We start from the raw sequence: 22034 nt of genomic DNA, 5'->3' as shown, positions 1-22034 counted from the left end.
CGCACCGCACGGGTCACTGGACACGCGAGCGAAGGACCCGCCGGACGGCGACCGGCGGCGGATCAGCAGAGCCCCCCACGGAGGTACGGATGCCGCGGACGGACCTGGAGAGCCGCGGCCCCGTCCGCTTCGGGCCGCCGCTCCCCGACGACGGGCTGCCCGTCCTGCCCGAGCTGTCCGCCGTCCTGGCCGCAGCGGCGGCGCGTGGCGGCAGTGAGCCGGTCGGCGGCGGCACCGCGCTGCTGGAGGCCGCCTGCGGCTACTGGGACCGGCGCGGACTGCCCACCGGGCCCGACCGCGCCGTGGCCGGTCCCGGCGCGCCCGCCCTGCTCCTCGCGCTGACCGCCGCGCTCGGCGGGGACGTCCTGGTGCCCCGCCCCTGTGCCGCCTGGTGGGCGCCCTACGCCCGTCTGCTGGGACGGCGCGTCTTCCATGTCGCGACGGCGGCCGAGTGCGGGGGCGTCCCGGATCCGTACGCCCTCCTGGAGACCGTGCGCCGGGTCCGCGCCGAGGGCGGTGACCCGCGGCTGCTGGTGCTGTCCGTCGCCGACGACCCGACCGCCACCGTGGCGCCGCCCGAACTGGTGCACGAAGCCGTGGAGGCCGCCGCGGGCGAGGGACTGCACCTGGTCAGCGACGAGACCTGGCGGGACACCGTGCACGCGCCCCACGACACCGTGCTGCTCAGCCCGGCCGAGATGCTGCCCGAGAAGGTCACCGTCGTCACCGACCTGGCCGGCGCCCTGCTGCCGCCCGGCTGGCCGGCCGCCGTCGCCCGCTTCCCGGTGGCCGAGGCGAACGGCGACGGCCTGCACGCGCGCGTGCTCGACGTCCTCACCGCCCTCGGCGCCCGCGTCGCCGCACCGGTCGCCGTCGCCGCCGCCCACGCGCTGACCGAGCCCGAGCCGGTCACCGACCGCGTCGCCGCCGCCGTACGCCTGCACGCGCGCGTGGCCGCCGCCGCGCACACCGTCGCCGTCACCGCCGGCGCCGTGGCCCGGCCCCCGCAGGCCGGCCGCCATCTCTACGTCGATCTCGGCCCCCTGCGCTCCGCGCTCGCCGCCCACGGGGTCGGCGACGCCCAGGAACTGGAGGACTTCCTCGCCGTCCGGCTCGCCATGCCCGCCCCGGGCGGCCACCGCTTCGGCGACGACCTCGGGGCGCTGCGCGTCCGCCTGTCCACCGGCGCGCTGCTGGCGGGCACGGACCAGGAACGCGCGGAATGCCTCGTATCACCCGCGCCGTTGGAACTGCCGCATGTGCGACAGGCGTTGATCCTTCTGGAATCGGTCTTCGACGATCTCCGCGACGACGCTCAGCGATGGGAGCCTCCTCGATGACGCAGCAGTCAGAGTCGACCACGAGCACGCCCGCCCAGGAAGCCGGCGGCCCGGCGGCCCTGTCCCCCCTCGCACCCCCCGCCGCCCTCAGACCGATCGGTGAACGCCGCAGCTGGCCGCGGAGCTTCCACGACCGTCTGACCGCCCCGCTGCCCAACCTCAAGGCCATGGCCCGCTTCGCCCGCGAAGGATCCATCCGTCCCGGCCGGGAGGGCCTCGCCGACATCCCCCGGCTGCCCTACGCACCGGGCCCGCTGCCCCGCGCGGACGCCCGCACCGTCGCCGTCTCCTGGGCGGGGCACGCCAGTTGGGTCGTCCGGATCGGCGGGCTCACCGTGCTCACCGACCCGGTCTGGTCCCGCCGCATCCTCGGCACCCCGGCCCGCATCACCCCGGTCGGCATCCCCTGGAGCGCGCTGCCGCCCGTCGACGCCGTCGTCATCAGCCACAACCACTACGACCACCTGGACGCCCCCACTCTGCGCCGCCTCCCGCGCGACACCCCGGTGTTCGTACCGGCCGGTCTCGGCGCCTGGTTCCGCCGCCGCCGTTTCACCACCGTCACCGAGCTCGACTGGTGGGAGGCCGCCGAACTGGACGGCGTCCGCTTCGACTTCGTCCCCTCCCACCACTGGTCCAAGCGCACCCTCACCGACACCTGCCGCTCCCTCTGGGGCGGCTGGGTCCTCACCGCCCCCGACGGCCACCGCCTCTACTTCGCCGGCGACACCGGCTACGGCCACTGGTTCACCCACATCGGCCGCCGCTACCCCGGCATCGACCTCGCCCTCCTCCCCATCGGCGCCTACGACCCCCGCTGGTGGCTCAGCGACGTCCACTGCGACCCGGAGGAAGCGGTCAGAGCAGCCCAGGACCTGGGCGCACGCAGGATGGCCCCCATGCACTGGGCCACGTTCGTCCTGTCGGCGGAACCGGTCCTGGAGCCCTTGACGCGGGTACGGGCGGCGTGGGCTGAGGCGGGCCTGTCCCGCGAGGACCTGTGGGACCTACCGGTAGGAGGCTCAAGGGTGCTGGATATCGCCGGCTAGGGATCGCAAGCTCAGGGGCGCGGGGCTGTATCGATTTGCGGCTCCGCCGCGTGGGCGCGACCAGCCACATACGACCCGCACCCCGCAACGCACCCTCACCCCGCAGACCGAACCCGTTTCCACACAGTCGGCGCCGCGCTGATCACCACAGTCAGCGCGACCGCCGCGACAACACCTTCCCACGGCTCCTCGAAAAGCGACCCACCCAGAATCCCGATCACCTGATACGTCACCGCCCAGGCGAGGCACGCGGGCGCGTTCCCCCGCACAAATCGCCGCAGCGGCCACTTCGCCATCAGACAGGCCAACATCACCGGGATACGACCAGCCGGCACCAGCCGGGACAGCACCAGCACAGACACCCCGTGCTCCGCCAACTTCCCCTGCGCCTGGGCGAGCCGCTCCTCCGGCGCCCGGGACCGGATCGCCTCCAGCCACCGCGAGCCGTTCTTCGACCCCATCCCGCGCCGCCCCAGCCAGTACAGGGCGATGTCCCCGAGAAACGCGGCCAGCGACGCGGTCACGAACACGAACAACAGGGCGAACGGCAGCGACTGGTGAAAGGCCACCACCGCCGCCGAACTCACCAGCGCCCCGGTCGGCACGACCGGCACCAACGCCCCGAGGAACACCAGCAGGAACAACGTCGGATACCCGATCGCCTGCTGCGTGGACTCCGGCGTCACCCCCGTCGACGCGGCGGCCAGCCATGTCACCGCGCGACCTCCAGCCGCACACTCTCGCCGTGTCCGAGCCGGTGCACCTCGGTCTCCGGCGCCCGCTCGGCCGCCAGGCGCACGAACTCCTCGCCCGGCGTGTGGAACTCGTGCGGGCGCACCGCGTCCATCCCGATCGGCCAGTACGTGCCGTAGTGCACCGGCACCGCGCTGCGCGGAGCCAGCCGCGTCAGTGCCTCCACGGCGCGCCCCGCGTCCAGGTGCCCCTCACCGAGGTACGGCCCCCAGCCGCCCACCGGCAGCAGCGCCACGTCGACCGGCCCGACCTCCTTGGCCATGTCGTCGAACAGCCCGGTGTCCCCGGCGAAGTAGGTGCGGGCCTCGCCCTCGACGACGTAGCCGAGGGCGGGGGAGCGGTGCGGTCCGAGCGGCAGCCGGCGGCCGTCGTGCAGGGCGGGCACCACGCGTATCAGCAGGTCGCCGACGCGCGTCTCGTCGCCGGGCGCCACCTCGTGGACCTGGAGATGCGCGAGCCGGCGCAGCCCCGGTACCTGCCGTGGTGCGCCCCGGGGCACGAGCAGGCGCGTGCCCGGTGCGAGCCGCGCCAGCGAGGGGACGTGCAGGTGGTCGGCGTGCAGATGGGAGACCAGCGCCACGTCCGCGCGCCAGGCGGTCGGCGGCGGCAGCGCGCCGCGGCGCCGCCGCAGATGCGCCAGCCTGCGGGCGAACAGAGGGTCGGTGAGCACGCGCACGTTCGAATCCGTGAGCGTGCAGGTGGCGTGACCCCACCAGGTGATCTCCACCGGCACCTCTTTGCCTCCTTCGCGCGACTCCCCGAAGCCTACGGGCTGGAGTAGGGTCGGCGGCGAAACCCGGAGGTGAGGGGGACACCATGGGACCGGTTCGGGTCACGGCGATCGCGAGTCTGACGCCGCTGGAGGAGCTGGACGCGGATCCCTTCCTGGTGGACTCCCGCAGCCAGCACGCGATGTGCGCCCGCTGGGCCGCCGAGCGGGGCTACACCGTCCGGCGGGAACTGCTGGTCCGCGGACTGCGCCCCGACCACTGCGTGCTGTGGGACGGCGTGCGGCCGGGCACCGACCTCTTCGTGGCGCCCAGCCGCCGGGTCCTGGAGAGCGCGCTGTCCTCCGTGGAGGAGTTCCTCGACGAGTGCCGCCGCCGCGGGGTGCGGGTCGAGACGGTCGGCTTCGCGGAACCCTCGTACGACGCCCAGATGAAGGCCCGGGTCCACCGCCGGCTGTCGATGCCGACGGCCGGATACGACGGCCGCTGACCCGCCGAGGATCCCGGGGGCGCCCGGCAGTCCGTATGACAGTCTTGGACCGGGCCCGCACCGACGACGGGCCAGGACGTGAGGTGTGCTGGGCGTGGGTGGAGGGCGTTGGCGCCGGGTCGCCAGTCAGATCGGGCGGAGCGTCGCGGTGTGGATCGTCTCCACCCTCACGATGCTGCTGCTCGCCGGGATCCTGCCGGACTTCCGGCTCCAGTCCGCCGACGGCGACAGCGCGACCCGGATCGCGGTCACGGCCGCGTTCGGCGCCGGTGCCTTCGGTCTGCTGTCGGCCCTGGTGTGGCCGCTCCTGGTCCGGCTGCTGCTGCTCGTGCCGGCCCTCGTCCTCGGCCTGCTGGTCTTCTTCCTCAACGGCGCCCTGCTGCTGCTCGCGCTGCGCCTGAACCCGGCCGAACAGGGCGACGCCGCCCCCGAGACCGCCGTGGTCGTCGCCGCCGTGATGTCCGCCGTCGCCTCGGCCACCGGCGCCGCCCTGGCCGTCCGCGACGACGACGCCTACCGGCGCCGGCTGTACCGTCTGGCCGACCGCCGCCGCAGATCCGGCCCCGCCTCGCCCGCCAGTCCCGGCATGGTCTTCATCCAGCTCGACGGCGTCGGCCACGACGTGCTCCTCGACGCGGTCGGCCGGGGTCTGATGCCCACCGTGGCCCGCTGGCTGGCCAAGAGCGGCACCGACACCGGGCGGCGCGAACCCACCCACCGGCTCACCCCCTGGCGCACCGACTGGTCCAGCCAGACCGGCGCCAGCCAGCTCGGCATCCTGCACGGCAGCAACCACGACGTGCCGGCGTTCCGCTGGTACGAGAAGGACCGCCGGGAGGTGATGGTCTGCAACCGCCCGACCAGCGCCGCCGAGCTCCAGCGCCGAGCCGTCGCGGCCACCGGTGACGGCGGGCTGCTCACCGTAGACGGCGCCAGCCGCGGCAACCTCTTCAGCGGCGGAGCCGACGAGCAGGCCCTCGTGCTGTCCATCGCCACCCGGCGCCGCAGCCGCGAGACGCGGTCCCGCGCGGGCTACTTCGCCTACTTCTCCGACCCGGCCAACGCGGTGCGCACCGCGATGTCCTTCGTCGCCGAGGTGGGCCGGGAGATCGGGCAGTCCACCCGGACCCGCGTCCACCAGGTCCGCCCGCGCGTCGGCCGCGGCGGCCTCTACCCGTTGATCCGCGCCTTCGCCACCGTCGTCGAACGCGATGTCGTCGTCGCCGCGGTGACGGGCGACATGCTCGCCGGCCGCACCGCCGTCTACGCCGACCTGGTCGCCTACGACGAGGTGGCCCACCACTCCGGGCCGACCGGCCGCGACGCCGCCAAGGTCCTCGAACGCCTCGACCGCTCCCTGGCGTTGATCGAGAACGTCGCCGAGCACGCCCCGCGCCGTTACCGCATCGTCGTCCTGTCCGACCACGGCCAGAGCCCCGGCGAGACCTTCCGCGCCCGCTACGGACTCACCCTCGGCGACCTGGTCCGGGCCGGCTGCGGACTGCCCGTGCCGCGCAGGGCGGAGCGCACGCACAGTGGCGCCGAGGCCCGCGCCGCCGTCCGTGCCGCACTGCGTCGGCCGGTCGAGGAGGGCGGCGAGCAGTACCGCCCCTCCAGCCGCCGCTCCGAGCCGATCGTGCTGGCCTCCGGCAACCTCGGCCTGGTCTCCTTCCCCGACGTGCCGCACCGCATGAGCAAGGAGGAGATCGACGCCCGCCATCCCGCCCTGCTGACCACCCTCGCCAACCACCCCGGCATCGGCTTCCTGCTGGTGCGCAGCGAGGAGCACGACGGGGTGGTACTCGGCCCCTTCGGCACCGAGATCCCCCTGGACGAACTCGACGACAACCCCGGCCCGTTGGCGGACTTCGGACCCGGTGCCGTCGACGCCGTCCGGCGCACCCACTCCTTCCCGCACACCGCCGACATCATGGTCAACTCCTGGTACGACCCGGCCGAGGGCGAGGTGCTCGCCTTCGAGGAGCAGATCGGCTCGCACGGCGGACTCGGCGGCGCCCAGGGCCGGCCGTTCCTGCTCTCACCGCTCGGCCTCTCCGCACCCGTCGAGGACGGACAGGAACTCACCGGCGCCGAGCACATCCACCGCGTCCTGCGCCGCTGGCTGCGCGAGGCGGACGGCCCCCAGGTCCCCCTGACGGGACGCCCCGACAGACGCGCCGCCTGAGGGCCCGTGTCCCAGGACACGGGCCCTGAACCCACTCCCTCCGCCGCTCCTTTCGTACCCCCATGAACGAAAGAAGCGGTTTCTCACGGAGGACCGTCGCTCACCGTGCCACCGCCGGGCGGGTTTGCCCAGGGCACATTCCGGTCACCCCGGGCGTCTCGTCCCGCCCCATCCGTCGGCGGCTCCGGTGGTACGCGGCCCGGGGTGCCGCCCGGAAAATCGGCTGCGTCCGCGGCGGGCGGGCGCGCACACTGTTCGCACCGGACGTCGCGTACCTGTGCGTCCGTCTCGAACATCCCCCTAGGAGAAGCCTCTTGCAGGCAGCCGTCACCGTCACGCCCTCCCGTCTGCCCGAACTGCTGCTCGGCCTCGCCACCGTGCGGCCGGTCTTCGTCTGGGGCGCCCCCGGAATCGGAAAGTCCTCCCTGGTGAGGGAGTTCGCCGAGTCCCTGGGCCTGGAGTGCGTGAGCCTGCTGGGCACCCAGCTCGCCCCCGAGGACCTCATCGGCGTCCCCCAGATCCGCGACGGACGCTCGGTGTTCTGCCCGCCGGAGTCCATCGCCCGGGACGAGCCGTACTGCCTGTTCCTGGACGAGCTGAACGCGGCCACCCCGGACGTGCAGAAGGCGTTCTACTCGCTGATCCTGGACCGTCGTATCGGAAACTACGAACTCCCCAAGGGTTCGATCGTCATCGGCGCCGGCAACCGCGCCACCGACAACGCGCTGGCCCGGCCCATCGCCTCCGCGCTCGTCAACCGCCTCACCCACGTCCACCTGGGCGCCTCCGCCAAGGACTGGCTGGCCTGGGCGGCGAACCACGGCATCCACCCGTGGATCCTGGACCACCTCACCGACCGCCCCGACCACCTGTGGTCCAAGCCGCCCAAGACCGAGGAGCCGTTCTCCACGCCCCGCTCCTGGCACATGCTCTCCGACGCCCTGCACTCCTTCGGCCAGGGCCTGGACGAGGAGACCCTGAAGGTCCTCGCGCACGGCACGCTGACGCCCGCGCACGCCACCGCGTTCTGCGGCTACGTCAAGATCGTGCGCAGCCGGTACGGCATCGAGGCGATCATCAAGGGCGACGCCCGCTGGCCGAACCGGCTGGAGGACCGCGACCTGCTCTACTACCTCGCCGAGTCCTTCCGCGGCCGTCTGATCCAGGAACTGCCGGTCAGCAAGGACCACATGTCGGCGAACGGCCGCCAGACCGCCTACCGCGCCAAGTCGCTGCTCGTGCAGCTCGCGGAGATCTCCGTCGAGGTGGCCCAGACCGTCATCGCCTCCGACACCGACGGCAACCCCGTCCTGCCCTCGTGGTTCCTGGTCGAGGCGGCGCGGGACATGCCGCGGCTCGTGGAGGCGCGCCGGTGAGCCGCAAGTCGGCCGCGCGCAAGAAGCGGGACCTCGCCGGCGAGGCCTTCGCCGAGGGCATGCGGCTGATGCGGACCAACCCCGCCCTCGCGGCCGTCGAGTTCGACGTCTGCCGTCACGAGGAGTGCCAGCTCGCGCCCCGGGACGGTCTCGTGGTCGTCGACTCCGACGGCGACCTGCACGCCCACCCCGCCCGGCTGGCCGAGCCCGCCGCGTGGGCGTGGGCGCTCGCCCACGCCGTCCTCCACCTGGGCTTCGGACACGTCCCGGCGGTGAAGGGCGAGCGCACCCAGCCCGACCGGTACGACCTCGCCGCCCGCTGCGTGGTCGTCAACCGCTTCCTGCTCGGCTTCCGGGTCGGCGGGACGCCCGAGCACCTGCCCGCCGCCTACCCCGACGGCGACGAGGACCAGCTCGCCGCCCGCTGGCGGCGCGACGGCATCCCGGCCGTCTACGAACACTGCGGTACGGCGGGCCCCGAGCCCGACCAGCTGCTGCTGCGATGGGAGGGCCTGTCCCAGCCCCGCGACTGGCAGCTGGCGTTCGCCACCGCGCTGACCCGGACGGTGTCCGCCGCGATGGACATGGCGGGCGGCCGCCGTGACTCCCTCAGCGGGCAGCCGGCCCCACAACGCCCCTGGGAGAAGGCGCTGAGCTGGTTCGTCTCCTCCTACCCCCTGCTCGGCGGTATCGCGGCGGGCATCAAGCTGGTCGCCGACGCCGAGATCGCCCACGCCCACGGCATCGCGATCGCCGCCGTCAACGCCGAGGCCGCGGAGATCTACATCAATCCGCTGCGCCACTTCGACGACGAGGAATGGCGGTTCATCCTCGCCCACGAGATGCTCCACGCCGCCCTGCGCCACGGCGACCGCTGCGGCGCCCGCGACCCCTACCTCTTCAACATCGCCTGCGACTACGTCATCAACGGCTGGCTGGACGAGATGCAGGTCGGCACCATGCCCGAGGGACTGCTGCACGACCGGCGCCTGGCCGGCCTGTCCGCCGAGGAGGTCTACGACCGTATCGCCGGCGACCTGCGCCGTATGCGCCGGCTGGCCACCCTGCGCGGCAAGGGCGCCGGCGACATCCTGGGCGCCCCGCTCGGCCCGCCCCGCGACCAGGTCGACCTCGACGAGTTCTACCGGCGGGGCCTGCGCCAGGGCCTGGACCTGCACCAGCGGCAGGAGCGCGGCTTCCTGCCCGGCGGCCTGGTCGAGGAGATCCGCGCGCTCAGCCACCCGCCACTGCCCTGGGACGCCCGGCTGGCCCGCTGGTTCGACGAGTTCGTGCCCCGCCCCGAACCGGTACGGACCTACGCCCGTCCCGCGCGCCGCCAGGCCGCCACCCCCGACATCCCTCGGGCGGGACGGTACTTCCCGCCCGAGGAGGTCGCCCGCTGCACCTTCGGCGTCGTCCTGGACACCTCCGGCTCGATGGACCGGGTACTGCTCGGCAAGGCCCTCGGCGCGATCGCCTCGTACGCCGAGGCCCGTGACGTACCGGCCGCGCGGGTCGTGTTCTGCGACGCGGCCCCGCACGACGCCGGCTATCTCCCGGTCACCGAGATCGCCGGCCGGGTGCGGGTGCACGGCCGCGGCGGGACCGTGCTGCAGCCCGGCGTCGACCTGCTGCACCGCGCGGACGACTTCCCGCCCGGCGCCCCCGTCCTGGTGATCACCGACGGCTGGTGCGACGTGCTCAGGGTGCGCCGCGAGCACGCCTATCTGATCCCGCGCGGAGCACGGCTGCCGTTCACCGCGCGTGGGCCGGTCTTTTACGTGAGTTGACCCGGAGTGTGATCGGATGGAGTCCGCAAACCCGGCATCGGGACCGAGAAGGAATCCTCTGATCGGGACCTTACGAAAGGAATGACCGTGGCCACCACGCGCTCCGCACACACCGTCTGGGAAGGCAGCCTGCTCGAGGGCAACGGCGTCGTCAGCTTCGACTCCTCGGGCGCCATCGGTCAGCAGCCGGTGACGTGGGCCGCCCGCACCCAGGAGGCGAACGGCAAGACCAGCCCCGAGGAGCTGATCGCCGCCGCCCACTCCAGCTGCTTCTCCATGGCGTTCTCGCACGCCCTGGCCGGGGCCGGCACCCCGCCCACCAAGCTCACCACCTCCGCCGACGTCACCTTCCAGCCGGGTGAGGGCATCACCGGCATCCACCTGACCGTCGAGGGCACGGTGCCGGGCCTGGACGAGGAGGGCTTCGTCGCCGCCGCCGAGCAGGCCAAGGTGAACTGCCCGGTCAGCCAGGCCCTGAAGGCCGTCCCGATCACCCTGGACGCCAAGCTCGCCTGACGCCGTGACCGGATGGTGCGCGGGCCGCCCAGGAGGGGGCTCGCGCACCGTCGGTTCGTGCGCGGGGACCGGGGTATCAATTCGGCGGTGCGGGAGGAAACACGATGATTCCGGAGACGTCCAGCAGTGCCGCGGCCCTCGACTCCGGCACCCGTGAACTCACCCGTGTCCTGGTGCTGTTGAGCCTCACCGGCCGCCTGGGCGCGCGGCGGCCCGCGCTGGGCAGCCTCGTCGACCGGTTCGACTTCGGCCGCTTCGCCCTGCACCTGAAGTCCAGCGAGGCGGTGCTTCCCGTGCCGGTGCTGGTCGAGGAGGTGGCACCGGCCCGGCTGCGGCTGCCGCACGGCGACCACGGCCTCGACCTGGCGTCCGTGCAGATCGCCGTCCTCGCCACCCCGCGCGGTGACATGACCCTGGCCCTGGACTGCGGATTCGCCGGGCAGACCCCGCCCGAGGCGCTGGCCGCCTGGCTCGCGACGACCTGCTTCGACCGGGACCGGATCATGCTCGGCGACCAGCCGCTGCCGGCCGAGCTGAACCGGCGCCTGACCTCCGTGGAACCGCTCGCCTTCGGACAGAACGTCCACCAACTCGTCTTCCCCGGCGGTGAGTTGCGCCAGGACCTGCTGGGCGCCGACCCGGCCGAGGCACCTGCCGTGCTGCACCGGATCCTCTATCGCGGCCGCATGGGCGCGCCCCTCGCCTCGGTGCCCGCCGTGCCGCCCAACCTCAGGAACCACGGCGCCACGCTCTCCGCGCACGGCCGGGGTGTCTCCGTCCACGCCGGCTGGGCCGAGCACGTGGAGAACGGCCTGACCCTGGTCGCGCTCGGCATGGTCTCCGCCCTGGCCGTGCTGCAGCGCACCCGGCTGGCCGCCTTCGAGACCATGCGCGCCAACGAACAGGCCGTGGCCCAGTCGCCGTACCAGATCCGCTCGCTGATCTCCCGGCTCTCCGACGGCGTCAACGAACTCCAGCTCGACCTGGCCTTCGGCGTCGAGGCGTACGTCGACAGCCTGCTGATCCCGGAGATGGTCATGGAGGTCTTCCAGTCGTCGCTGCGGGACGCCCTCGGCATCCCCGACAGCCTGGAGAACTCGGCCCGTATGGTCGAGCGTCTCACCTCGGTGATCAGCGCCCGCTCGGCCGCCCTGGAGGCCGAGCTCGCGGAGCGGGACGACCGCAGGGACCGTACGGTCTCGGCGCTCGTCGCGGTGGCCACCGGGATAGCCCTGCCGCCGACGCTGCTGCTCGCCTTCTTCGGGGTCAACGCCTCCACCGTGGACAACCGGCGGTCCATCTTCGACCTGCACGCCTACGGCTGGGCGTACGTCCTGGCCTGGCTGCCCTTCATCGCCCTCGCCGTCGTCGGATACCTCCTGCTGCGCCGGGTCAGCAGGCGCTCCGGCTCGCTGCTGGACCCGCCCACGAACGCCCCCTCCCCGGTACCCGCTCCTCGACCGCCGTCGGGAGGCTGACCGCCGTATGACCCGACGACCCGCCGTCTCCGCCCACCGCGGCGGATCCGAGCGCGCCCGCGCCGCCACCTGGGAGGCGTACGAGGACGCGCTGCGCACCGGCGCCGAGTACGTCGAGTTCGACATCCGGCGTACGAAGGACGGCGTCCTCGTCGTCTACCACGACCCCCGGGTGGGGCACGGCGGGCCGCCGCTGAGCGGGATCACCCACGCCGAGCTGAGCGAGCGCGCCGGATACGCCGTGCCGGTCGTGGACGAGGTGATGTCCCTGATCGCCGGGAAGCTCAGGGGCCACCTGGACCTGAAGGAGACCGGCTACGAGCGCGAGCTGATCGACCGGGCCGTCGCCCTGCTCGGCGAGGACGGCTTCGTCGCCACCACCCTGGAGGACCGTTCCGTCGCCGCCATCGCCCGGGACTTCCCGCGCGTGCGCACGGCCCTGTCGCTGGGCCGGGACCGCGGGGAGATCGCCCGGGGCCGGCTGCTGGGCACCCGGCTCGGCGAGCTGCTGCCGATGCGCCGGGTGCGCGCCTGCGGCGCGGGCGGAGTGGCCGTGCACCAGCGGCTGGCCCGCACCACCGTGCTGCGCGAGGCGGTCCGCCACGACCTGTTCACCATGGTGTGGACGGTCAACGACGACACCCTGATGCGGGCCTTCCTCGACCACCCGCGCGTCGACGTCCTGATCACCGACCGCCCCCGCCGCGCCGTCGCCCTCAGAGGCGGACGGCACGACGAGCGCCCCCTGGGGTACCCGTCCCCTTGACAGCGGCGCACTCAAGTTTTGTGCTGGAGTGCGGGAACTCCCTGGCGGAAGGGGACAGCGATGGGACGTGCGGTCGGAATCGATCTCGGGACCACGAACTCGGTGGTGGCCGTCCTGGAGGGCGGCGAACCCACGGTCGTGGCCAACGCGGAGGGGGCCAGGACCACACCGTCGGTGGTGGCCTTCGCCAAGAACGGCGAGGTGCTCGTCGGCGAGGTCGCCAAACGGCAGGCCGTGACGAACGTCGAACGCACCGCCCGCTCGGTCAAGCGCCACATGGGCGACGCGCACTGGCGCTTCCCGGACGAGGGGGACGTCGACGGCACCCGCTACCGGGCCCAGGAGCTGTCCGCGCGGGTGCTGCAGAAGCTCAAGCGGGACGCGGAGTCCTACCTCGGCGAGGACGTCACGGACGCCGTGATCACCGTGCCGGCGTACTTCGACGACACCCAGCGGCAGGCCGCCAAGGAGGCCGGGGAGATCGCCGGTCTGAACGTCCTGAGGATCATCAACGAGCCGACCGCCGCCGCCCTCGCCTACGGCCTGGACCGGGGCGAGGAGCAGACGGTCCTCGTCTTCGACCTGGGCGGTGGCACCTTCGACGTGTCCCTGCTGGAGATCGGTGACGGCGTCATCGAGGTCAAGGCCACCAACGGCGACACGCACCTCGGCGGTGACGACTGGGACCAGCGGGTCATGGAGCACCTCGTCAAACGGTTCAAGGGGCAGACCGGGGTCGACCTCGGCAAGGACAAGATGGCCCTCCAGCGGCTGCGCGAGGGCGCCGAGAAGGCCAAGATCGAGCTGTCCAGCTCCTCCGAGACGACGATCAACCTTCCCTACATCACCGCCTCCGCCGAAGGCCCCCTGCACCTGGACGAGAAGCTGACCCGCGCCCAGTTCCAGGAGCTGACCGCCGATCTCCTCGACCGCTGCAAGACACCCTTCCACCAGGCGGTCAAGGACGCCGGCGTGAAGCTCTCGGCCGTCGACCACGTCATCCTCGTCGGCGGCTCCACCCGCATGCCCGCCGTCACCGACCTGGTCAAGGAACTCACCGGCAAGGAGCCGCACAAGGGCGTCAACCCGGACGAGGTGGTGGCCGTCGGCGCGGCCCTCCAGGCCGGTGTCATCCGCGGCGACGTCAAGGACGTGCTGTTGCTCGACGTCACCCCGCTGTCCCTGGGCATCGAGACCAAGGGCGGCATCATGACCAAGCTCATCGAACGCAACACCACGATCCCCACCCGCCGTTCGGAGATCTTCACCACCGCCACCGACAACCAGCCCTCGGTGGGCATCCAGGTCTACCAGGGCGAACGCGAGATCGCCGCGTACAACAAGAAGCTCGGCGTCTTCGACCTCACCGGGCTGCCGCCCGCGCCGCGCGGGGTGCCGCAGATCGAGGTCGCCTTCGACATCGACGCCAACGGCATCATGCACGTCTCCGCGAAGGACCTGGCGACCGGTCGCGAGCAGAAGATGACCGTCACCGGCGGCTCGGCGCTGCCCAAGGACGACATCGACCGCATGATGCGCGAGGCCGAGCAGTACGCCGAGGAGGACCGGCAGCGCCGCGAGGCCGCCGAGACCCGCAACCAGGCCGAGCAACTCGTCTACCAGACCGAGAAGTTCGTCCGCGAGAACGAGGAGCGGGTGCCCGCCGACACCAAGGGCGAGGTGGAGTCCGCGGTGGCCGAACTCAAGCAGCTCCTCCAGGAGAACGCCGAGACCAACGCCCTGCGCACCGGCGTCGAGAAACTCGCCACCGTCAGCCAGAAGATGGGCCAGGCGATGTACGCCCAGGCCCAGCAGACCCCCACGGACGACTCGGGGCAGCCCTCCGGTGCGGCGCAGGAGGAGGAAGGCGTGGTCGACGCGGAGATCGTCGACGACGACCGGGACCAGAAGGGCGGCGCCGCCTGACGGCCGGAGCAGGCCCTCAGCCGCCCGCCCCGGCCCGGGCGGGCGGCAGGGTGGCGCAGACGGCGTCCAGGACCGACGCGTAGGGTGTGCCGGCGTCGGTGAGCCGGGAGCGGAGGCGCTCCAGGCCGTCGCGGTGCGCGGTGAGCAGGCCGGTGTCGCCGGTGCGGGCCGCGAACTCCAGCACCGCGGGCAGGAAGTCGGGCAGCTCCTCGCCGGTGAGTTCGAGCCCCGCGGCCCGGTAGGCCTCCTGGAAGCGGACCGGCGACATGCCCCGCCGCATGTCCGCGTCCCGCCACCGGCTCAGGTACAGGCTGTGCCGGTCGTCGAGGTCGAAGACCTGGACGTAGTGCCCGGCCAGCTCCCGCGGCGCCGTCACCGTCGCGTGGTCCACGAACTCCCTGAGCTGCGGGGCCGCTTCACGCAGCAGCGCGAGGCGGGCGCGGAAGTCGTCGTCGGGGTAGGTCAGGCAGAGCGCCGCCGCCTGGTACAGCACAGCGTCCGAGGGCATCGGGCCTCCTGGGCGTCGTCGGTGGGCTGTCCCCGCCACTGCGAACCTAGGGCGGGGCGGGGGAGCGCACCCGCTGACGGCACCCGTCCGGGTACCCCCACGGCCGGGGCCTGCGGGCGACCCCCGCGTACACGGGCACGACGCAGCGGGACAGCCGTAGGCGTGGTAGCGGGACAGCCGTAGGTGTGGAGCCCGCTCAGAAGTCCGCGCGGCGGTCCCGCAGGAGCTTCAGCGTGCGCTCCGCCGAGGCCGACCGCGCCGACATGTGGTCCAGGACCTCCAGGTGCGTGCCGACCTCCTTGCGGGAGTCGAGGTAGAGCGCACCGGTGAGGTACTCGGTGAAGACCATGTCGGGCAGCTCCGGCTCGGCGAAGCGGAAGAGCGAGAACGGCGCGTACGTGCCCGGGTGGGGGCCCTCGGCGAACTCCGCGATCTGGAGGGTGACCCGGTCCCGCTCGGCGAACTCCAGCAGCTTGTCCAGCTGCTCGGCCATGACCTCGCCGCGGATGCTGACCGGGCGCCGTAACACCGTCTCGTCCATGATCACCCACAGGTGGGGCGGGTTCTCGCGCTCCAGAAGCCGCTGCCGGGCCATCCGCAGGGACACATGCCGCTCGATCGTTTCCGCACCGGCCTGACCGATCGTGCCGGCCTCCAGCACGGCACGCGCGTACTCCTCGGTCTGGAGCAGACCGGGCACGAAGTGCGGCTCGTAGGAGCGGATGATGCGGGCGGCGCCCTCCAGGCTCACGTACAGGCTGAACCACTCGGGCAGCACGTCGTGGAACCGCTGCCACCAGCCCGGCCGGTTCGCCTCCTCGGCCAGCGCGATGAACGCCTCGGTCTCCTCCTCGGAGACGCCGTACGTCTCCAGCAGCACCTGCACGTACGGGATCTTCAGCGAGACCTCGGCCATTTCCATGCGCCGGACCGTCGCGGGTGCCACCCGCAGCACCTGGGCGGCCTCCTCACGCTTGAGTCCGGCCGCCTCCCGCAGTTCCTGCAGGCGTCTGCCGAGCACCACCTGTCCTACGGTGGGCGCGGGACGCCGCTCACTCACGCCACGCCTCCCCTACGCGTCGAAGCTTGCGTGCAGTCTGTCATGTTCACCTGTCAGTCTCAGCGGTCACCGCCGCTTCTTCGTCACCCTTCCATTACCTCATGGGTAATCGACCCGGACCCCGGCGGGCGCGATCGTGGAGTCATCGGGTTCCGGGCCGGCGCACTCCGGCCCGGGATCCGGCTTCCCGCACCGCTCACCGACCTCGACGGAGGCTGATCCGCCATGTCCGCATCCCAGCTTTCCGCCCTCGCCCGGACCGCCGAACCGCAGACCGCGCTGCGCCGCTTCCTGGCACTGGACGCGCTGGTGACCGGCGCGAACGGCCTCGCCTACCTCGCCGTGTCCGGGCCGCTCGCCGACTTCCTCGGCGTCGACTCCGCGCTGCTGCCCGCCCTCGGGGTCTTCCTCCTGGTGTACGCGGCCGGTGTGGGCGTCCTGGCCGCGCGCGAACGGCCGCCGGCGCTCGCCGTCCGGGCCGTGGTCGATGCCAACCTCGCCTGGGCTGCGCTCAGTTGCGCGGCGCTCGCCCTGTGGCTGACCCCGAGCACGGCGGGCGTGGTGTGGACCGTGCTCCAGGCGGCGGTGGTGGCGGGGTTCGCGCTGTTCCAGCACCTGGCTCTGAAGGCCCGTCAGGGCAGCAGTGAGTGAAGGTACTTGACCGTCGCCGGGTCGGCCGGGAGCAGCGTCTCGATGGCCAGCTCGGCGACCGTCACGTCCATGGGGGTGTTGAAGGTGGAGATGGACGAGACGAACGACAGGGTCCGGCCCTCGTGCTCGATCACCATCGGCAGCGCGAAGTGCGGGACGGGCGGGCCCGGTTGCGGCTCGTCGTCCTCCTCGGGCACCGGGTACGCCGCCACCTCCTCGTACAGCGCCCGCAGCGGCTCCGAGCGGTGCAGGGCGATCTGCCGCTCCATCTGGTCGAGCAGATGTCCGCGCCACGCCCGCAGGTTGCGGATCCGCGGCGCCAGCCCCTGAGGGTGCAGGCTCAGCCGCATCGCGTTCAGCGGCGGGGCGAGCACCGACTCCGGGATGCCGTCGAGCAGCATCAGCACGCCCCGGTTGGCGGCGACGACGTCGTACACCGCGTTCACCACGAAGGCCGGGTAGGGCTCGTAGCCCTGGATCAGCTGCTCGATGCCCTCGCGCACGGCGTCCAGTGCCGGGTCGTCCAGCGGGGTCTCGGGGTAGCGGGGTGCGTAACCGGCCGTCAGCAGCAGCGCGTTGCGCTCCCGGACCGGCACGTCCAGGTGCTCGGCCAGCCGGAGCACCATCTCCTCGCTCGGCCGGGAGCGGCCCGTCTCGATGAAGCTGATGTGCCGGGCGGAGGAATCGGCCCGCAGCGCCAACTCCAGCTGGCTGACCCGCCGTTGCTCCCGCCAGGCCCGCAGCATCGGGCCGACGCCCCGGCCGGAGGGGGCGGGGGTTCGTTCGGCCTTGTCGGTCGGGACAATGGTCATGCGTACGACGGTAATCGAGGAGTGGGCGCATGAACGGGCCGTGGACGATCGAAAGCGCGGCCGTGCACCGCGCCAGGGTACGGGGATGCCTGCTCGGCGGGGCGGTCGGGGACGCCCTCGGCTACCCCGTGGAGTTCTCCTCCCTGGACCGCATCCGCTCCACCCACGGACGGCACGGCGTCACCGGCCTGGTGCCCGGGGCGCACGGCGCGACCGGTCTGGTCAGCGACGACACACAGATGACGCTCTTCACCGTGGAGGCCCTGATCCAGGCTCGCGCCCGGGAGCGGGAGAAGGGGATCGGCGGCGCCTGGCCGGTACTGCTGCGCCAGGCGTACGAGCGCTGGCTGGAGACCCAGTCCAAGCCGGGTCCGGAGCAGGGTGGCGCCCCCACGGGCGGGCTGCTCGGCGAGCTCTGGTTGTACGCCCGACGTGCTCCGGGCAACGCCTGCCTCTCAGGGATCGCCCAGCTGTACGCTCCCGACCCGTGGCTCGAACTGGACGGCAAGCCAGGACAGGTCAACCCCGACTCCAAGGGCTGCGGCACGGTCATGCGCTCGGCCCCCTTCGGACTGGTCAACCCCGCGGACGCGGCCTTCGCGATGGCCGCCCGCGGCGCCCAGATCACCCACGGGCACCCCACCGGCTACTACGCGGCGGGCGCGCTGGCCGCGATCGTGGCGCATCTCGTCGCCGGCGAGTCCCTGGAGGGCGCGGTCCTGCGCACGCTCCGGCTGCTGGCCCGCTACCCCGGCCACCAGGAGACGACGGCCGCCCTGGAACAGGCCCTCGACCTGGCCTCCGAGGGAATGCCGACGGCGGAGAAGCTCGAAACCCTCGGCGCGGGATGGGTCGCCGAGGAGGCCCTCGCCCTCGCCGTCTACTGCGCGCTCGCCGAGCCCGGCGTCGAGCGGGCCCTGCTGCTGTCCGTCAACCACTCCGGCGACAGCGACTCGACCGGCTCTCTGTGCGGCAACCTGCTCGGCGCGCTGCACGGCGACGTCGGCCTGCCGCACGCGTGGGTCCGGCGGGTCGAGGGCCGGGCCGTGATCGCCGCGCTCGCCGAAGACCTGGCGGCCGAAAGTGTCCGCGGCTGACCCGGGGGAACCCTTCTGACCAGGGCCGCGGCGCATCCGCTGTGGCAGGCTGAAGAGGCACCGTACCCGGCGTCCCGGCTTCAGGAAGGAGCGCGTCATGCCCCTCGAACCGCTGTCGCAGAAGGACATCGAGGACCGGCTGGCGGAACTGCCCGGCTGGTCCGTCGACGACGACCGGCTCACCCGGTCCTACCGGCTCGGCACGCACTTCGCCGCGGCGGCACTGGTCGTCCACATCGCCCAGGTCCAGGACGAACTCGACCACCACTCCGACCTCACCCTCGGCTACAACACCGTCTCCCTGAGCGTGAACACGCACAGTGTGGGCGGCGCCGTCACCGAGAAGGACTTCGAGCTCGCGCAGAAGGTGGAGGCACTCGCCCCCGGCCACGGAGCCCGGTGAGACCGGCGCCGGACCAGGACGAGGAGCGCCGGTGCTGGACTACGACAAGGAGGCCGACGCCTACGACGACAGCCGCGGCGGCGAACCCAGGGCCGCCGCGGCCGCCGAAGCCGTCCTCGGCCTCGTCCCGCCGGACGCCCGCCGGCTCCTCGACGTCGCCTGCGGCACGGGGATCGTCACCCGGCGCCTCGCCACGGCCCGCCCCGCCCTGCGGGTCACCGGCGCGGATCTGACGTACGGCATGGCCCGGATGGCCGCCGTACGCCTGCCCGGGGCGGTCGTGCTCGCGGACAGCCGCCGGCTGCCGTTCCCCGACGGCACGTTCGACGCCGTGAGCAGCGTGTGGCTACTGCACCTGCTGGACACGGGCGAGGACGTCCGGGCCGTGGCCGCCGAATGCGCCCGTGTCCTGCGCCCCGGCGGCGTCTACGTCACCACCGTCGACAAGGCCGCCGCGCACGACGTCGGCAGCGACATCGACGCGGTGCTCGCCCCCCGCCCGCGCAGACCGGCGCAGGACGCCGCCGAGGCCGTCACGGCCTACGCCGAGGCGCTCGGCCTGGTCCCTGCGGGCCGCGCCCGCTTCCCCGGCCACGGCCAGGGCCGCAGCCCCCGAGGCACCGTCGCCGACCTCGGACGCGGCTGGTTCACCCGCGTCCCACCCGGCTCCCCCCTCGCCGAACACTTCACCACCCACCTCGAAGCCCTCCCCGACCAGAACCGCCCCCGCCCCGACCCGGTGTTCACGGTGCTGGCGTTCAGGAAGCCCGGCTGACTCTCCAGCCCGTCCGGCGTTTGAGGACGAGGCCGTTCAGGCCGATGGGGGCCTGGGGGCGCAGCCCCCAGGGACGACCACGCAAGCGGCGCAGCTGCTCGAAACAGCAGCGGCCGTGCCCCTGGTTCAGGCGAGCGCAGCGCCCCGGCAGGATCACGTACGCCGCCTTCTCCACCCAGGGAGCGATGCCGGCCGGGTCGGCGGTGACGTGGTGGCGCTTGATGCGCCGCCCGGCCACGGTGGCACCGCCATCGAGGCGCCGCACCCGCCCGAGCTGCGCGAACGCATCGCCCGCACGGTCGCCGAGCTGGCCGGAAGATACGGCAACCCGGACGCCCCCGGCGGCGACTGACAGGGAACGGAATCCATCCGTCTCCCCCCAGGAGGTCCCTCCCGTGCAGCACCCGCACCCGCACCCCCACCCGGACCCGCGGCCCCGCCCGCGCGGACACCGCAGACGCCGCGTGCTCCTCTCCGCCCTGACCGTCAGCACGGCCCTGGTCGGCGCGGGCCTCACCACCCTCGCCACCGGCGACACCGCCGAGGCGGCCACCGCCCGCCAGGTGGAGAAGCTCGACCGCGGTGTCGTCAGCGTGCACACCGACGCCGGCAACCTGGTCAGCTGGCGCTGGCTCGGCACCGACCCGGGCGACGTCTCCTTCAACGTCTACCGGGCCGGCACCAAGGTCAACTCCACGCCCGTCACCGGCTCCACCAACTACTTCCACTCCGGCGCCCCCGCCCAGGCCGACTACACGGTCCGCGCGATCGTCGGCGGCGTCGAGCAGGCCGACTCCGTCCACGCCGTCCAACTGCGCACCGGCTACAAGGACGTCCCGATCTCCCCGCCGGCCGGCGGCACCACCCCCGACGGCGTCGCCTACACCTACGAGGCCAACGACGCCTCGGTGGCCGACCTCGACGGCGACGGCGCCCTCGACTTCGTCCTGAAGTGGCAGCCCACCAACGCCAAGGACAACTCCCAGTCCGGCTACACGGGCAACACCTTCGTCGACGGCGTCAAGCTCGACGGCACCCGCCTGTGGCGCATCGACCTGGGCCGCAACATCCGCTCCGGCGCGCACTACACGCAGTTCCAGGCGTACGACTACGACGGCGACGGCAAGGCCGAGGTCGCCATGAAGACCGCCGACGGCACGCGGGACGGCACCGGCGCGGTCATCGGCAGCTCCTCCGCCGACCACCGCAACTCCTCCGGCTACATCCTCTCCGGGCCCGAGTTCCTGACCATGTTCAACGGCCAGACCGGCAAGGCCATGCAGAGCGTCGACTACGTCCCGGCCCGCGGCACGGTCTCCTCCTGGGGCGACTCCTACGGCAACCGCGTCGACCGCTTCCTGGCCGGCACCGCCTACCTGGACGGCGCCCGCCCCTCGGTGATCATGGCCCGCGGCTACTACACCCGCACGGTGATCGCCGCCTGGGACTGGCGGAACGGCACCTTCACCCGCCGCTGGACCTTCGACACCACCTCCTCCACCAACACCGGCAAGGGCTACGACGGCCAGGGCAACCACAGCCTGTCGATCGCGGACGTCGACGCCGACGGCAGGGACGAGATCGTCTACGGCGCGATGACCGTGGACGACAACGGCAACGGGCTGTGGACGACGAGGCTCGGTCACGGCGACGCGGGCCACGTCGGCGACCTCAACCCCTCCCGGGCGGGCCTGGAGTACTTCAAGGTCTCCGAGAGCACCGGCCAGCCCGGCTCGTGGATGGCGGACGCGCGCACCGGCCAGATCCTGTGGCAGACCGCCTCCGGCGCCGACAACGGCCGCGGTGTCGCCGCCGACATCTACGCCGGCAGCGCGGGCGCCGAGGCCTGGTCCGCCTCCGACACCACCCTGCGCTCGGCGACCGGCGCCTCCCTCGGCCGCGAGCCCTCCAGCATCAACTTCCTGTCCTGGTGGGACGGCGACCCCGTCCGCGAACTTCTCGACGGCACCCGCGTCGACAAGTACGGCACCTCCGGCGACACCCGCCTGCTGACCGCCTCCGGCGTCCACTCCAACAACGGCACCAAGGCCACCCCGGCCCTGTCCGGCGACATCCTCGGCGACTGGCGCGAGGAGGTCGTCTGGCCGACGTCGAACAACACGGCCCTGCGGGTGTACTCGACGCCGGTCGAGACCACCACGAAGATCACGACCCTGCTGCACGACACCATGTACCGCACGGCCCTGGCCTGGCAGAACACCGCCTACAACCAGCCACCGCACCCGAGCTTCTTCATCGGCAACGGCATGCCGACGGCACCGCGGCCGACGGTCTACACGCCGTAGTCCCGGTGGGCGCGTGTCCTGCCGG

General features: G+C 72.9%; 21 protein-coding genes. 16 read left to right on the top strand and 5 right to left on the bottom strand.

Features of this window, described 5'->3' with window-relative positions; all coding sequences use genetic code 11:
- The first annotated feature begins 89 nt into the window (after positions 1-89).
- Complete coding sequence (locus K4B79_RS01250) at positions 90-1340, top strand: aminotransferase class I/II-fold pyridoxal phosphate-dependent enzyme (RefSeq protein WP_232024263.1); 1251 nt, start codon at positions 90-92, stop codon at positions 1338-1340.
- Positions 1337-2389: an MBL fold metallo-hydrolase gene (locus tag K4B79_RS01245; RefSeq protein ID WP_232024262.1), complete on the top strand. Its 1053-nt coding sequence runs from the start codon at positions 1337-1339 to the stop codon at positions 2387-2389. Before K4B79_RS01250 ends, K4B79_RS01245 begins: the two co-directional genes overlap by 4 nt.
- Before the next feature lie 95 nt (positions 2390-2484).
- On the opposite strand, the gene K4B79_RS01240 is transcribed toward K4B79_RS01245, so the two are convergent.
- The gene (locus K4B79_RS01240; RefSeq protein ID WP_232024261.1) at positions 2485-3105 is read right to left on the bottom strand and encodes a DedA family protein; all 621 of its coding nucleotides are present in this window, start codon (positions 3103-3105) and stop codon (positions 2485-2487) included.
- Positions 3102-3875, bottom strand: a complete 774-nt coding sequence (locus K4B79_RS01235; RefSeq protein WP_232024260.1) for an MBL fold metallo-hydrolase — start codon at positions 3873-3875, stop codon at positions 3102-3104. The genes K4B79_RS01240 and K4B79_RS01235 overlap by 4 nt, the downstream gene beginning before the upstream one ends.
- A gap of 83 nt (positions 3876-3958) precedes the next feature.
- Between K4B79_RS01235 and K4B79_RS01230 the strand changes: the two genes are divergently transcribed.
- The 8 genes from K4B79_RS01230 (at position 3959) to dnaK (ending at position 14397) form a co-directional block, all read left to right on the top strand.
- Entirely contained in the window at positions 3959-4360 is a 402-nt protein-coding gene (locus K4B79_RS01230; protein ID WP_232024259.1) for a hypothetical protein, read from the top strand.
- Positions 4361-4445: 85 nt separating this feature from the next.
- Entirely contained in the window at positions 4446-6545 is a 2100-nt protein-coding gene (locus K4B79_RS01225) for a phage holin family protein (protein ID WP_232024258.1), read from the top strand.
- A 314-nt stretch (positions 6546-6859) separates the two neighbouring features.
- Positions 6860-7921, top strand: coding sequence for an ATP-binding protein (locus K4B79_RS01220; RefSeq protein WP_232024257.1), 1062 nt, complete (start codon positions 6860-6862; stop codon positions 7919-7921).
- A gap of 59 nt (positions 7922-7980) precedes the next feature.
- Complete coding sequence (locus K4B79_RS01215) at positions 7981-9711, top strand: vWA domain-containing protein (RefSeq protein WP_232024732.1); 1731 nt, start codon at positions 7981-7983, stop codon at positions 9709-9711.
- An 87-nt stretch (positions 9712-9798) separates the two neighbouring features.
- Entirely contained in the window at positions 9799-10227 is a 429-nt protein-coding gene (locus K4B79_RS01210; protein ID WP_232024256.1) for an OsmC family protein, read from the top strand.
- 104 nt (positions 10228-10331) lie between these two features.
- The gene (locus K4B79_RS01205) at positions 10332-11705 is read left to right on the top strand and encodes a hypothetical protein (protein WP_232024255.1); all 1374 of its coding nucleotides are present in this window, start codon (positions 10332-10334) and stop codon (positions 11703-11705) included.
- 7 nt (positions 11706-11712) lie between these two features.
- Positions 11713-12471 (top strand): glycerophosphodiester phosphodiesterase family protein, encoded by a 759-nt coding sequence (locus K4B79_RS01200; protein ID WP_232024254.1) that lies wholly within the window; start codon positions 11713-11715, stop codon positions 12469-12471.
- A 60-nt stretch (positions 12472-12531) separates the two neighbouring features.
- Positions 12532-14397, top strand: coding sequence for a molecular chaperone DnaK (gene dnaK, locus K4B79_RS01195; RefSeq protein ID WP_232024253.1), 1866 nt, complete (start codon positions 12532-12534; stop codon positions 14395-14397).
- Between the two features lie 16 nt (positions 14398-14413).
- On the opposite strand, the gene narJ is transcribed toward dnaK, so the two are convergent.
- Together narJ and K4B79_RS01185 are read right to left on the bottom strand one after the other, a co-directional pair.
- Complete coding sequence (gene narJ / locus K4B79_RS01190) at positions 14414-14905, bottom strand: nitrate reductase molybdenum cofactor assembly chaperone (protein WP_232024252.1); 492 nt, start codon at positions 14903-14905, stop codon at positions 14414-14416.
- A gap of 196 nt (positions 14906-15101) precedes the next feature.
- Complete coding sequence (locus K4B79_RS01185) at positions 15102-15965, bottom strand: helix-turn-helix domain-containing protein (RefSeq protein WP_232024251.1); 864 nt, start codon at positions 15963-15965, stop codon at positions 15102-15104.
- Between the two features lie 225 nt (positions 15966-16190).
- On the opposite strand from K4B79_RS01185, the gene K4B79_RS01180 reads away from it, so the two are divergent.
- Complete coding sequence (locus K4B79_RS01180) at positions 16191-16616, top strand: hypothetical protein (protein ID WP_232024250.1); 426 nt, start codon at positions 16191-16193, stop codon at positions 16614-16616.
- Here K4B79_RS01180 and K4B79_RS01175 read toward each other — a convergent pair.
- On the bottom strand, positions 16598-17428 hold the full coding sequence (locus K4B79_RS01175) for a helix-turn-helix domain-containing protein (protein WP_232024249.1): 831 nt from the start codon (positions 17426-17428) through the stop codon (positions 16598-16600). The two genes, K4B79_RS01180 and K4B79_RS01175, sit on opposite strands and share 19 nt — an antisense overlap.
- 29 nt (positions 17429-17457) lie before the next feature.
- Between K4B79_RS01175 and K4B79_RS01170 the strand changes: the two genes are divergently transcribed.
- From K4B79_RS01170 to K4B79_RS01150, 5 genes are all read left to right on the top strand, one after another.
- Positions 17458-18525, top strand: a complete 1068-nt coding sequence (locus tag K4B79_RS01170; protein ID WP_232024248.1) for an ADP-ribosylglycohydrolase family protein — start codon at positions 17458-17460, stop codon at positions 18523-18525.
- A 97-nt stretch (positions 18526-18622) separates the two neighbouring features.
- Complete coding sequence (locus K4B79_RS01165) at positions 18623-18928, top strand: 4a-hydroxytetrahydrobiopterin dehydratase (protein WP_232024247.1); 306 nt, start codon at positions 18623-18625, stop codon at positions 18926-18928.
- A 31-nt stretch (positions 18929-18959) separates the two neighbouring features.
- Complete coding sequence (locus tag K4B79_RS01160; protein ID WP_232024246.1) at positions 18960-19703, top strand: class I SAM-dependent methyltransferase; 744 nt, start codon at positions 18960-18962, stop codon at positions 19701-19703.
- A gap of 211 nt (positions 19704-19914) precedes the next feature.
- A complete protein-coding gene (locus tag K4B79_RS48225) occupies positions 19915-20055 on the top strand; it encodes a hypothetical protein (RefSeq protein ID WP_232024245.1) in 141 nt (46 codons plus the stop codon).
- Between the two features lie 43 nt (positions 20056-20098).
- Complete coding sequence (locus tag K4B79_RS01150; RefSeq protein WP_232024244.1) at positions 20099-22009, top strand: rhamnogalacturonan lyase; 1911 nt, start codon at positions 20099-20101, stop codon at positions 22007-22009.
- Positions 22010-22034: the final 25 nt, after the last annotated feature.

The sequence above is a fragment of the Streptomyces lincolnensis genome (assembly GCF_021173675.1).
Lineage (GTDB): Bacteria > Actinomycetota > Actinomycetes > Streptomycetales > Streptomycetaceae > Streptomyces > Streptomyces lincolnensis_B.
Note: the sequence above shows the minus strand (reverse complement) of the source record. Positions and strands in the feature narration are given on the sequence as shown.

Coding starts and splice junctions, on each gene's coding strand:
- narJ (WP_232024252.1), bottom strand. CDS start 14,905: ATGCCCTCGGACGCTGTGCTGTACCAGGCGGCGGCGCTCTGCCTGACC.
- K4B79_RS01205 (WP_232024255.1), top strand. CDS start 10,332: ATGATTCCGGAGACGTCCAGCAGTGCCGCGGCCCTCGACTCCGGCACC.
- K4B79_RS01170 (WP_232024248.1), top strand. CDS start 17,458: ATGAACGGGCCGTGGACGATCGAAAGCGCGGCCGTGCACCGCGCCAGG.
- K4B79_RS01230 (WP_232024259.1), top strand. CDS start 3,959: ATGGGACCGGTTCGGGTCACGGCGATCGCGAGTCTGACGCCGCTGGAG.
- K4B79_RS01215 (WP_232024732.1), top strand. CDS start 7,981: ATGCGGCTGATGCGGACCAACCCCGCCCTCGCGGCCGTCGAGTTCGAC.
- K4B79_RS01245 (WP_232024262.1), top strand. CDS start 1,337: ATGACGCAGCAGTCAGAGTCGACCACGAGCACGCCCGCCCAGGAAGCC.
- K4B79_RS01175 (WP_232024249.1), bottom strand. CDS start 17,428: ATGACCATTGTCCCGACCGACAAGGCCGAACGAACCCCCGCCCCCTCC.
- K4B79_RS01250 (WP_232024263.1), top strand. CDS start 90: ATGCCGCGGACGGACCTGGAGAGCCGCGGCCCCGTCCGCTTCGGGCCG.
- K4B79_RS01200 (WP_232024254.1), top strand. CDS start 11,713: ATGACCCGACGACCCGCCGTCTCCGCCCACCGCGGCGGATCCGAGCGC.
- dnaK (WP_232024253.1), top strand. CDS start 12,532: ATGGGACGTGCGGTCGGAATCGATCTCGGGACCACGAACTCGGTGGTG.
- K4B79_RS01180 (WP_232024250.1), top strand. CDS start 16,191: ATGTCCGCATCCCAGCTTTCCGCCCTCGCCCGGACCGCCGAACCGCAG.
- K4B79_RS01165 (WP_232024247.1), top strand. CDS start 18,623: ATGCCCCTCGAACCGCTGTCGCAGAAGGACATCGAGGACCGGCTGGCG.